Below are 12,666 nucleotides of genomic sequence, written 5' to 3' on the forward strand. Positions count from 1 at the left end.
GCGGTTGGCGGATTCGATCGATCGTGACGCTGTTCCGATGCGGACGGCGAGACCTGCTGACAAGTCCCGCTGAGGTCAATGCTTCCGGCCTCACGGTTTCTTCATTCGGAGCCGAGTACGGTCCGAGCGCAACTCTGAACAATTGCCCGGTCGGTCGTCGGCGTCCGCCCCAGGAAGGAAAGGCCGAAGAAAACGTGGACGACATCGCGTTCGGGCGTTATCGCTTACAAGGGGTCATCGGTTCGGGTGGCATGGGGAAGGTCTACCGTGCCTTCGATACCCACACCGACCGGGTCGTGGCGCTCAAGGTACTCCACGAGCATATTGCCGCCAACCCGGAGTTCCGGGAGCGGTTCCGTCGCGAAGCCCATGCCGCGGCAGGCCTTCGGGAACCTCATGTGGTTCCGATCCATGATTACGGCGAGATCGAGGGTCGGCTGTATCTGGACATGCGCCTGATCGAGGGTGTCGATGTGCACACTCTGCTCCGTGAGCGTGGGCCGATGGAGCCTGCCGCGGCGGTATCGATCATCGACCAGGTGGCGGCCGCGCTCGATGCCGCGCATGCGGGTGGCCTGGTGCACCGGGATGTCAAACCTTCCAATATCCTGGTCGGCGCCCGGGATTTCGTATACCTGATCGACTTCGGAATCGCTTGCTCGGCAGGCGAACTCGGGATCACCCGCGCAGGGAGCGCGATCGGCACCTTCAGCTACATGGCACCCGAACGGTTCAGCACCGGACACGCATCGGCTCAGTCCGATATCTACGCGTTGGCGTGCGTGCTGCACGAATGTTTGGCCGGGTCGTCGCCCTATCCTGGACAGACGCTGGAGCGGCAGGTTAGCGGGCATCTCAATGCTAAACCGCCACGGCCGAGCACGATTCGGCCCAGCGTGCCCGCCGGGTTCGACGACGTGATCGCGCGTGGTCTGGCGAAGGACCCGGCCGACCGCTATGCCAGCGCGGGTGATCTTGCGTCGGCCGCGAAACGCGCGCTCGAAGTCGAGACGACAATGATGACCGAGATCCTGGAACCGCAGACACGGGTCCTTCGCCCGCCCTCCTCCCGAACCGCGAGAACAGTGCGCGCGACTGCGGACCTCGACCGCACCAAACTTCTCGAACGGCCCGACTCCCCGGATATGCCGTCGATTTCCCGGTTTCCGTACCGCGTCCACAGCGTGCCGCCGATGGTCGGCTCACCCGATCAGATCCCCGTCGCGCCAACCCCTGATGCCCAGCCGCGGTCGCACCCGATCCGACGAATCTGTCTCATCGCCGCTGCCCTCGCACTTCTGATAGGCGGCTTCGCGTTTCTGATGCCCGAGCCCGATGATGACTCGGATTCCCTGAATCCCGCAACGCCGATCGTGCCAACAGAGAGCTCCCGGTCCGATTCGGACCCGTCGGTCAGCGACAGCGACTCCACGCCGGAGTCCGCCGAGCCGACAATCCGCAGGAGGATCGACCCCAACGACGAATAGCATCTGGAGACGTCTCGTCGGCGCTGCCGCATTGGCTCCTCGGAATAGTGTCCAGACGGTGTGCGTGTCGCGGTAGACGATCGGCGCGACCCTGGTGCCCAACGTGTACTGTCCGGCGTCGTCAAACATGCTGAGCGATCATCATGGGCGATTACCCTCGATCGAGCCCCGGACCATCTTGGTTCGGGGCTCGATTGGTGCCGCGAGCAAATTTCACGGGGGGGCGACGACGGCGTGGCTCGTTCTGCTCGGGCCGGTGTGATGGCACGCAATGTCAGTGACGGACACGAATGGACCATGGTTTCCTGGGTGTTCGCTAGATGATTTTGAATCGGTCGGGACTTGGCTTCTACCAGCAGAGATACCTTTCAACCGGGGTGATGCCACGCGCGTCATCCGAGGAAAGGCAGTGCGGGATGACCACCAGCCGCGTCTCCCCGTGTAAGCGTGTGACGCTCTATCGCTTCGCGGAAGGGACCACCTTGATCAAGGGGCTCCAGGAGCAGTTCCGGGCGCCGTCGGAATCGTTCGACATTCGAGAAGCATCCGTCGAGAACCTCGATGCGCTTCTGGCATACGGGGCCTTCGACACGGCGAGCAAATGGACCGCCGACATCGCCGCCCTTACCGGAATTGAGCTACCGTTTCGAAGTCACTCCCCGGGCGCCGTGCTGCTGATCTCCGAGTCGCCCGATAACCTTTGGGCGCTGACTTGGGGTGTGGGCTTTCATATGCTCGACAATGAGCGAATCGACTTCCGGTTCGGGACTCGGATCGTTGCGCGTTCTGCCCTGGCCAGTGAGATACGTTCGATAACCAAAACGGTGCTCGACCATCGTGCGCGCGTAGATCGGAGCACGCTGCCTAATGGAAGCAATGTGCTCGACCTGGGCGTCGACGGGTACGGCGAGGTGATCAGCAGGATCGAGGCGAAAGCGCGCATCCCCGAGCTCCGCATCGGCGACAAGGTCGTCCCGCTCAGAGCCGCTGACTCGCTGAGCCTGCCGCTGGCGAAGCGACCGGCAGAGCTCATCGAGGACCTACGCGCTCTCACGCGACTACTCACTCAGCCTGTGCAGAACGGCCTGGAGAGTATCGAGCAGCTGGCCGCACTGAAGCCGGGAAATCCCGCCGTCGAAGGCTTCGAGAAGCAACTCGCTCAACGACTCAGCGGGGCAACAGACGAACCGATCGGGATCAGTCTGCCGCACGAACGTCTCGACCTGACCGGCCACGTCGCTTGCTACAAGGCCACCGGTTTCGGCGACCACCGCGCGCGTACCGATGATGACCTACCTGACATCGGAGCAGTGCTGGCCTGGTTCGAGGGCAAGTCACCGCATGAGATTCTCAATCGGCTCGGGACTATCACCCTGCAGCTCTTCAGCGATCCGGATCGGTCGCCGGAGTCCGCCTTGTCGCCACCGGTGGCACTCCGACGATGGCTCGCATTCGAGGTGCTGGACAACCAGCACCGGTACTGCTTGCACGATGGACAGTGGTTCCTCATGGACGATCACTATCGTGAACGCATCGACCAGCGGGTGGACGATATCCTCGCGCAGCGACCGTCTTTCACTCTTCCGCCGTGGCCCAGGAGCGAAAAAGAGGACGGCTACAACAGCCGTGCCGCAACATCGGTCGGGGGGTTGCTCCTCGATCGCAAGCTGATCAGCACACCCCTTCACGCCCGCGGAGGAATAGAGCCTTGCGACATCTTCCGTCCGCCTGGCACGCTGATCCACGTCAAGCGGGCGTACAAGTCGGACCGGGTGAGTCACCTTCTGGCGCAGGCGCTGGTCTCCGCGGAAGCGCTGGCTCGTGACGAGTGGGCGCGCGACGCCTGGCGCCAACGGATCGAATCGCTCTCCGGCGGCGCCATCCGTGGAGGGCCTATTCGCGAGGTCGTGGTCGCTCTTGGTCATCGTCAACCATTCACCACCCAAACGCTTTTCACGTTTTCCAAGGTCAACCTTGTCCGGCAGTACGATCAACTGAGGTCCCTCGGCCTCGACGTTCGCATTGCCACGATTCCTGAAGTGTGAATCGAATAGCGTCAACGAGAGACTGAGGATCGGACTGCGGCTCGCCCGGCATCACGGTGACGGGTGGGAACCCCTCACGTATCACTCGCGAGACGAATTGCAGCTGGCCCGGTGTCGCTCCAAAGGAGTATTTGACGATCCTCCTGACGGGTGACCCGCGTTCGTTCGATTTCCGGGATTTCCTGGATGCTCCGATGTTCGGGTCGGAATACGGTCAGCTGATCCGAAAGAACTGCGGACACTGGGGAACAGAGTATGCGTGGATCGGCGAGTACCCGGCTCGTGGTGAGCATCGCGTTGGCGACTGTTTGTGGACTGAGCAGTGCCTGCACCAGCCGACCCGAGCAATGGTCGCGTGACGGCGTGTGGCAGATGGATGGCTATGGGACGACGCTGAGCATCACCGGCGACCACATGGTCGTCTATGAGACAACCAAGATCAGTTGCCGGAACGGTGGCGATCTTGTCGAGACGCAGTCGGAGGCGAACGGCGACACGAGATTCGCGCCCACGAGTGATAGACCCGGCCTTGCCGCGGTGCTGTTCTCACCGCGGCGGAGTGACTCGGCTCGGCTGCAGCCCGAGGGCGCTGTCGGCGACCGCGGACTTACCAGAGTCGCCGCGCTGCCGAAGGATTGCACGGCCGCCGCATCGAACGATCGGTTGGCGAACTTCGATGTGTTCTGGCAGACCTACCATGACAACTACCCGTTCTTCGTCGCCAAGGGGTACGACTGGACGCACCTTCGGGATGATTTCCGCGCGCGGGTACGCCAGGACCTGACCGATGGCGACTTCTTCCAACTGCTTGGGCAGATGATCGAACCACTGCACGACGCACACACCGCGATCATCGTTCCGGATGGGCCGCATTATTCGGGATTTCGCCCGGGAGCAGTGATGCCGACTGCGCAGTACAACGCGACGATTCAGGATTTCATCGAACAGCATGACCTCGGCGGGCGGAAGCTGACCCCGTACGCCAATGGGGTCATCGGTTACGCCGATCTGCCCGATCGCCTCGGCTATCTGCGGGTAGCCGCCTTCACCGGGTACACCGACGCCCGGGACTCCGCCGGTATGGCAGCCGAGCTCGATCGTGCGCTCGACGATATCCTCACCCCGTCGAGGACGTCCGGACCCGATGCGCTCCGCGGCCTGATCCTGGATCTGAGGGTGAACCGCGGTGGCGAAGATGGGTTGGGGCTCCGATTGGCGTCCCGGCTCACCGCCGAACCATTCGTCGCCTATGCCAAACGGACCCGCAACGATGCCGACGATCCGGCGAAATTCACTACCACGCAACGCTTCACCGTCACTCCGGCTGCGGGAACGCGCTTCACCGGACCGATCATGCTGCTCACCAGCGGCTCGCAGGTAAGTGCCGGGGAGACGTTCACCCAGGCCATGATGCAGCGGACGCCCGCGCCGGTGCGGATCGGCGAGAACACGCAGGGCGTCTTCTCGGACCTGTTGGTACGGCACCTGCCGAACGGCTGGATCTTCGCACTGCCGAACGAGGAATTCCTCACCCCGGCGGGCACGACATATGACGGCGCCGGTGTCCCGCCCGACATCCGAACTCCGGTATTCGGCGACGAACTCACCGCCGGACACGACTCGGCCTTCGAACGCGCCATCGCCGAATTGCATTAGGCGACAATGTGTTGGCTCATCGGTATGCGGACTCCGTTCTTCATGGCACACGCGCTTCTATGCCATCTACGCAGCGCCCCAACACATCCCGAAGGCTCGTCTGGATCGTCGCGGGTGGGGTTTGGGAAAGCCGGTCATTCCCGCACCTCTGGAAGTGTCAGGGTGGCGATTGCCCCGCCCCCGGCTGCGGAACCGATGGTCACGGAGCCGGAATGCGCCTGCGCGACCCAGCGCACAATGGACAAACCGATTCCGTGCCGGCCACTCGAGCCGATCGCGCCGCGCTCGAATGGATCGGTGAGCGACGCGTCCAGACCCGGGCCGTGATCCCGGACGGATACCGCACCCGCGGCTACGGTCACCTCGATCGGGGTTCCGCCGTGTAAGAGCGCGTTGTCGATGAGGTTGCGGACCGCCAGGGCCAGCATGTCCGGATCTGCCCGCACCACAGTGGGTTCGGTGTGCACCTCGATCTCGGTGATCCCGCATTCGGATACCACGCCCTCCACCAACTGGTCCAGATGCAGTTGTTGCAGGTCGAGTTCGCCGAGCCCGGTCTCGGTGCGGGTGCGGGTGAGTAGACCGGTGACGAGTCGGCCCATCCGATCGGTGAGCGAACGCGCATCGGTGACGGCGCGGCGGGCGTCGTCCGGATCGCGCAGTGCGGCATCGAGATACAGCCGCAGGGTTGCCAGGGGAGTCCGCAGTTCGTGTGCGGCCTCGGACAAGAAGCGTTCCTGTTCGTCGAGCACGCGCATTGCGGGCCGCATACTCAACCCTGACAGGAGATGTCCGGCCAAGGCCGCGAGCGCGATCAGCACGAGTCCGCCGAGCTCGAGAGCGAGTACGAGGCGCTGGTGATCGCGTTCGGACGGTGTCGGGTCGGTGGCGGCGAAAATCACCGCGCCGATGGCGTTTTCCTCGGCGTTGAGGACGGGCACGGCCGCCACCCTGGTTCGGTGCCCGGATCGAGTGGTGAGCGTTTCGACCACGGCATCCCCGTCCTCCGCGACCGCCTGCGCATCTTCGAGGAGATCGGCGGGCAGTGCCGAGCGCTGATGGATGAACACCTCGTGCAACTCCCCGTCCGGATCTCTCGCCACCACCGCGACGGCGATTTCACCTTGTGCGAGGTCGTCGTAGTGGAAGGCGTCCAGATCGATGTCGCCGTCATCATCCCACCGGATTGCACGCACCAATCCGGTGACCACTCGATCCACGCTGCCGTCCAGCGTCTGTTGCCTCGAGTGGTCGTCGATGGTAGCGGCGACGGCTCCCAATACGATCAGGCTGATGGCGGTGAGCGCGGTGAAGAGCGCGGTGAGCAGCAGCCGCGTCCGCCGCAGCCGTCCATGCGTGGTCGCCAGCGAACCTTGCCCGGTGTTCATGGCGCGACGGTGGAGTCGGCGTCGAAATTGTGCTCCTCCGCGCATACGAGTACCCGCATCTGTGCAATTACAGCATTGCCCGGCTTCACGTCATGCCATCGGTACTGCCGCAAGGCGGCTCGGCAAGGCCGGCTCGCTCAGGAGAGCTCCGGGTAGGCCGCTGATCGGGCGGCCGAGGCCGTGCACACTCCTACAGCACCCAGCCGCCCGGAGTCCGCCTGCTTGAACCACTTGCTACCGGCGGCCCGTCGGATGGGGGACAGGATTCCGTCGTAGGTGATCCAGTGAGACCGGACGGTGTGCACACTCACGTCGCCGCGCGATGGGTCCTGACAGATCACCCGCAACTGATTGACAGGGGTGCCGCCAGGTTCAAGAGTGAGGATCACGGTGCCGCCGGAATCCGCTGTGCCCCAAGGCCCGGCGACCTTCTTGCCGGCAATCTGGCATTGGTTACCGGGCTTCTCCCCGGTGACGTGCGCAGTGACGGTGCCGCGTCCCTTTATCACGGCCTCGGGCTCACCGGAAGCCGTGGCCGCTCGGAGGGCGAGCAGGGTGCCAAGAGCGCTCAGCACGGCCACGATGGTGAAGAAGTAGCGTGGCCCTCGACTCATGGCCTGATCTTGAATCAGGGCCCATTAGGTTTTCGTGAGGTTCCGCCGCCGAAAGCCGGAGAGTCGGTCCCGCGCGATACCCGCCCGAGGAATCGAATCCGGTCCCTCCCGTCGCCGGTCCGGTCAAGGTGGGGTAGCGGTGATCTGGCCGGGGTTCGGAGTGTGATGTACAGGAGATGTTGACGCAGAATCTGGCCGGTTAGCGGTCAATGTCCAGACCTGCGGCTATTGGAAGGTGGAATCGGCTCCCGATCGGGTGATTTGAGTAGCCACCAGTCCCTCGTAACCCGAGATTCGGCGGTTACGTGCCACACCGCACCGAGTGTAGGGTCAGCGATCGCAGTGGGACACTACAACGCCGGCGGCCTGCTGTGGATCCTTGTGGCCTGGCCGAAGATGAGTGATTCCAGGCGCGCGGCATCGGCCTCGCGCAGTCGGCGCGAGGCCCCGACGGATGGCTGGCGCTCCAGCTCATCAGCGATTCGTTGTCTCGTCGAGGAAGGGATTCTTCGCGAAAGTGTGCATACGCAGGATTCTTGGCCCGGCTCGACACAGCTTCCTGATCGATCTGTGCGCCGCCGTCATTGTGACCGTATCCTCGGTCGCGCTGTTGTGCGTCGGCTGGTTCGGCGGGACATGCTCCGACAGCTATCTGCGCGTCTGCATTCCCGGGGTGACCGTCGGCTGGACCGGCACCGATCTGGGGAGCATTGATCGCGTCACCTTCGACCCACAGAGCACCGATGGTGGACGTGTGAAAAATCCTGCGATGGCCGGAACCCTTGCCGCGGAGGACATCTCCGCCCGGAACGAAGTTGTCGAGCTGGCGCCTGCGGAAGAAGCGCCCGGCTGGTGGATCTATCTCATCAGCGTGTTGGTCAGCGTGATCGTAGTTGGCATCTCCGAGTGGATCTACCGGCGCTACCGTCGACGTTGAAGAGGTCCGGCATGGGGGATCTTTCAGGTCGGGTTGTCGATATACGGCAACTGTGTGAACTGCGCCAGTCTCATCAGGACGATATCCGCTTCCAAGCCCATCGCTCTGAGTTCCTCGACGGGGATGGTGTCCGGGGATCGCAGAATCGCCAAAAATACATGCTCGACGCCGATCCGCTCGGACCTGCATGTTTCGGCCATTTCCTCGGCCAGTTCCAGCAATCGTGCTAGATCCGGTGCGCAGTGGTAGCTGACAGATTTGGTGGTCAATGGGGCAACGCCTCTCCGACTGCTTCGATCGACCGTATCGCCGGATGCGAATAGCGCTGCAGCAGGCAAGGATACGGGCGGTTTGTGTACTCCACGGTACCGGCCGAACGGCCACCTGGGCTGAGTTGTCCAAATGTTTGCACAAATTGTCAGTCAGTCTCAGGTTTCGCTCAAAACAATCGCGCCACTTACTGTTTGGTATTCCATCGGGCAGCGCTGTCCGCCGTCGTGTAGCGAAATCACCTTGCTGCTGGGTATCCAGGCGACCATCGCTCGGGATCGCACAGTGAATATCGGCACATCCGACTGTATTTGGGCTGTCCGCCTCGATGGCGCGCTGTCTCCGTCGATGGGTCAGAGGGTCGAGAGCGTGAACCGCCGGTCCCAGACCCCGGTCCCTGGGAGTGGGTACTCGATCCTCGGAGCGGGAGGTGTTCCGAGGATCGCTCCCAGGTGTTGACCGGACCCGGTGCAGTGCTGCTGGGCCCGGCGGATTCACTGTGTGATCCGCCCGGTGGTGCGTCACGCGGTGGGCCACGACAAGAGGTTAGCGGCATCGGTCTGTTCGAAGCCCCACCCAGACGGCTGGTCTCGACCGCCGCATGGATGAAAACCGCAGACTCGGGCAGTGCGTTTGCTGTTCAGCATGGGATTACTTCTGCGGGGCGGGTTGTGGCTGGGGGGTGGCCCACTTGGAGGTGCCCGGCGCGGCTTGGAAGGTGTTCAGCAGGTCGATGCCCGCGGCGATCAGGGCCGTACCGCCTACTGCCAGGCCGCCGATGATGCCGCCCGCGGGGACTCCGGCGATGCCGCCGGGGATGCAGCCGATCGCGATGCTGGCGAGGCAGCCGGCGACGAAACCGATTATGCCGCCTATCAATACGCCGACCTGACCCGCGATCGACAGCCTGCTGCTGAACTCGCTCAATGCCTTCTGCTCCTCGGTCGGGGAGGCAATGGGTTTGAGCACCACGGACTGGTTGGGGATCTGCACTCCGTCCGGCTTGGTCGGCGTGATCTCGAGGACGGTGTCCTCATTCTTTGCGATGGCCTTGACCGGAATCTGCGAATCCCCGATCCGGTAGTCGAGCGAGATCGACACGATCGTGGCGCCGCTGTCGTCCTTGATGGTGGCCACCGGGGTCTTGGGTGCGTCAGGTGTCGCACCGTCCTGCTCGCTCAGCGCGAACTTCGCTCCGCGCAGCGAAGCGACGACGGTCTTGTCGATCACCTTGAGCGAGTAGGTGATTCCCGCATCGGCCGGGGCGGCATGCGCGGTCCCCAGACCGGCGGTCAGTGCGCCGGCAACCAGTACGGCAGCCGCGCCGGTGTTGCGGAATTCCATTCGATGTCCCATCCGTCGTAGGTTGCCCACACCACGTGGCCGCGCAAGCGCGTTTGTCGCTCGAGGTGATTCCACCGGGGTCGGTGGAACCACGGTGCGGCTACGGCAATCCTGATCAGCCTGGAACGGGTGCTAGCCCGAAACGGTCGCCGGTGATTCGCCGGTGAGCGCACGATCACCGTGCGCCCATATCCGCGTCATCGATTCTGGTTTCGGCGATCCGCTTAGCATAGGAATTCCGTCATGAAACGACGATCGGCTGTAAAGATTAACCAGGTGGCGGAATCTGGCACCCCGATTGAGCGTCTGGATTTCTGGCTTGCTCATTTCGTCGGCGAGGGCTATGTGCCGATGGTGGTAGGGGAGCGTAGGTGTGGCCGGGGGCCGTAGGTGGCCGTGCGTAGTAGCCATTCGATGGGGCCGTAGCGGTAGCGGCGCACATAGATTCGGGCGAGGTAGAGCTGGATGGTGTAGATCGTGAGCGCGATGGCCACGATCGTCCAGCCGTTCAGGCGTCCGGCGAGCGCGAATCCGTAGCCGGTGAAGAGCAATGCGGTGATCACCGACTGGGTGATGTAGGTGGTGGCGGCGATCTTTCCGGCCGGTGCGAAGATCTCCGCCACCCGGGGGCGGGCGTGCACTACTCGCAAGAGTGTGGCGGCGTAGGCGGCGGACAACAGGGGAGCGGTGAGCAGGCTCGGACCGGCCAGCAGGGGCCAGTGGAACAGTGCGCCCAGGATCGAAACCGGTGCGCCCACACCGAATCCGATCCACTGCACCCGCGGCAGCCACCCGCGATACCGCGCCGGATCCTCCAACAGCCGGCTCTTGCCCGCGGCCAGGCCCAGTAGGAACAACGGCAGCACCGCGACCGTGCCGAACACGAGGTATTGCGGCAGGTTTCCGCTGAACTGCTCCCAGCGCCACGCCGCGGCCTCACCCCAGCCTGCCCGCATGGCATGCAAATCTCGTGCGTGGTCGTCGGGACCTGCCGGACCGCTGCCGGAATCGGCGAGCAGGTTCATCGCGGTCATGGCGATGGCGGCGAACCCGAGCAGTCCGGCTGCCGTCCACACTGCCGTACGCGGCCGTAATCCGCTGAGCAGCAACAGGATCAGGCCGATCGCGCCGTATCCGAACAGGACGTCGCCGGTGAACAGGAATACCGCGTGTGCCAGGCCGATCGCCATGAGTGCCAGGCAGCGCCGTACGGTTCGCGCGCGCCTGCTGGCCTGTGCGCGATCGGCCGCGCGGAACTGCATGGTCAGGGAATAGCCGAACAGGAACGAGAACAAGACGTAGAACTTGTTGTGGAACAACGCCGCCAGCACCGCTAACAGCACGCCGTCCGGGAATGCCCACGGTCCCGACATGACGACGATGTTCACCATCAGGATTCCGCCGAGCGCGAATCCGCGCAATACATCCAACTCCACCAGCCGCGGCACCGGTGCCTGCTCGTCCACCATGGATCAACGGTAGAAACGCGTCCCCGCGTGGCGGATCCTCCGAGAGACCTACACGGCACTCGGGGCATACCCTGATTCCCTGAGATCTTTTCGGGCGATGTCCGGCAGCACCGTCGTGGGGAGAATTTTCCACTGTGCCGTCATCGAGTCGAGAATCCGATCCCACCGTTCATGGCAGCGTTGCTGATGAGGGCGGTTGGACACCACTACAACGGTTCGCGAGCAGGTGCCTGTCGACGGTCGGCGGATTGGTGCTGGCGGTCTTCGTTTATGGCAACTTCGTTCTGCTCAATCCACTGATCACACCGCTGAAGACGGGCATCGCGCAGATCGGCAGCCTGGTGCTGCGCGGCCGCGGTGTCGGTATGGATCCGGCGAACAGCGGTGACACCCTGGGGGAGTGGTGCGCCATGGCCGGATGCGTGGTCGTCGGGTTGGCCGCGGCCGCAGTGTGGACCGCGCTCGATCGTCGCCGCGCGCATTATCGGCGTGCGCTGCGGGCGTTGTACGAAGTGGCACGGGTCGGTCTCGCGGTCGAGCTGTTGGCGTACGGTCTGGCGAAGGTGATCCCGGTCCAGATGGGGTACATGACCCAGCCCGCGCATCAGCTTTCCCTGGCCGGTGATCTGGGGCTGAAGGACACGTTGTGGACGTTCATGGGCGCGTCCGATCCGTATTCGATCGCCACCGGATGCGCGGAGGTGGCCGCCGGCGCGCTACTGCTGTGGAAGCGAACAGTTCCCGCGGGCAGCCTGCTCGCCACTGTCGCCATGGCACAGGTGTTTCTGCTCAACCTCTGCTACGACGTACCGGTCAAACTCGTATCGGGAACACTGCTGGCAACTGCGATCGCCCTCGCTGCCCCCTACCTCCCGAACGTGATCAGGGTCGTCACGAACACCTCGCCGCTGCCGGCACGGCCGATGTGGCCGACACCGGGATCTGAGCGGATTCGAAGCGGCGCGACCATTCTCGGATTCGTTGCGGTAGTGGCGAATACGGCGTTTCTCGCGGTCCTCTTCAGCGTCGCCATCGTCGATATCCATACGCCCCGATCGGACCTCGACGGTGTGTGGCGGGCGGTCTCTTTCACTGTCGACGGGACGCCCGCGACGATTTCCGGGCGCGACCCGGAGCCCTGGACCAACGTCGCCATCACCGACCGCACCGACTACCAGAGCTTCGTCACCCAGACACCAGGCGGCGCGACCACCGTGTGGGAGCTGCGGACGCAGGACGGCAAACTGCTCCTCCGCCAACGCCTTTCCGACCCGCCCACCGAGGTTCTGTATCACTGGAGCGACGAGACCCTGATCCTGTCCGGCACTCTCGGCGGCCACGCCATCGAAGGACAATTCCAGCGCCGCGACATGCACCGAGATGAGTCCGGATTCCGGCTGATCCAGCCCCTCCGCGACCCCGACCTGCCGACCTCCTGACGGTCGCGGAAGTCGCG

Annotated in this window: 10 protein-coding genes; 5 read left to right on the plus strand and 5 right to left on the minus strand. The window is 63.9% G+C overall.

What is annotated here, in order from left to right; translation table 11 throughout:
* The 3 genes from ACWELQ_RS02470 to ACWELQ_RS02480 form a co-directional block, all read left to right on the plus strand.
* Positions 1-1,487: serine/threonine-protein kinase (locus ACWELQ_RS02470; RefSeq protein WP_452395242.1), on the plus strand; the 1,487-nt coding region annotated here is incomplete at its 5' end.
* Between the two features lie 416 nt (positions 1,488-1,903).
* Entirely contained in the window at positions 1,904-3,532 is a 1,629-nt protein-coding gene (locus tag ACWELQ_RS02475) for a DUF6119 family protein (protein WP_452395243.1), read from the plus strand.
* Between the two features lie 372 nt (positions 3,533-3,904).
* Positions 3,905-5,188: a S41 family peptidase gene (locus tag ACWELQ_RS02480; RefSeq protein ID WP_452395271.1), complete on the plus strand. Its 1,284-nt coding sequence runs from the start codon at positions 3,905-3,907 to the stop codon at positions 5,186-5,188.
* 134 nt (positions 5,189-5,322) lie between these two features.
* On the opposite strand, the gene ACWELQ_RS02485 is transcribed toward ACWELQ_RS02480, so the two are convergent.
* Together ACWELQ_RS02485 and ACWELQ_RS02490 are read right to left on the minus strand one after the other, a co-directional pair.
* The gene (locus ACWELQ_RS02485) at positions 5,323-6,576 is read right to left on the minus strand and encodes a sensor histidine kinase (protein WP_452395244.1); all 1,254 of its coding nucleotides are present in this window, start codon (positions 6,574-6,576) and stop codon (positions 5,323-5,325) included.
* 137 nt (positions 6,577-6,713) lie between these two features.
* Entirely contained in the window at positions 6,714-7,190 is a 477-nt protein-coding gene (locus ACWELQ_RS02490; RefSeq protein WP_452395245.1) for a hypothetical protein, read from the minus strand.
* Positions 7,191-7,707: 517 nt separating this feature from the next.
* On the opposite strand from ACWELQ_RS02490, the gene ACWELQ_RS02495 reads away from it, so the two are divergent.
* Positions 7,708-8,127: a hypothetical protein gene (locus tag ACWELQ_RS02495; protein WP_452395246.1), complete on the plus strand. Its 420-nt coding sequence runs from the start codon at positions 7,708-7,710 to the stop codon at positions 8,125-8,127.
* A 23-nt stretch (positions 8,128-8,150) separates the two neighbouring features.
* Here the strand turns inward: ACWELQ_RS02495 and ACWELQ_RS02500 are convergent, their stop codons facing one another.
* From ACWELQ_RS02500 to ACWELQ_RS02510, 3 genes are all read right to left on the minus strand, one after another.
* The gene (locus ACWELQ_RS02500) at positions 8,151-8,396 is read right to left on the minus strand and encodes a Clp protease N-terminal domain-containing protein (RefSeq protein WP_452395247.1); all 246 of its coding nucleotides are present in this window, start codon (positions 8,394-8,396) and stop codon (positions 8,151-8,153) included.
* A 652-nt stretch (positions 8,397-9,048) separates the two neighbouring features.
* A complete protein-coding gene (locus ACWELQ_RS02505) occupies positions 9,049-9,753 on the minus strand; it encodes a hypothetical protein (RefSeq protein WP_452395248.1) in 705 nt (234 codons plus the stop codon).
* Positions 9,754-10,082: 329 nt separating this feature from the next.
* Positions 10,083-11,210, minus strand: coding sequence for a DUF418 domain-containing protein (locus tag ACWELQ_RS02510; RefSeq protein ID WP_452395249.1), 1,128 nt, complete (start codon positions 11,208-11,210; stop codon positions 10,083-10,085).
* A gap of 248 nt (positions 11,211-11,458) precedes the next feature.
* On the opposite strand from ACWELQ_RS02510, the gene ACWELQ_RS02515 reads away from it, so the two are divergent.
* Positions 11,459-12,649 (plus strand): hypothetical protein, encoded by a 1,191-nt coding sequence (locus tag ACWELQ_RS02515; protein ID WP_452395250.1) that lies wholly within the window; start codon positions 11,459-11,461, stop codon positions 12,647-12,649.
* Positions 12,650-12,666 lie beyond the last annotated feature (17 nt).

Source organism: Nocardia sp. NPDC004722 (assembly GCF_053601505.1).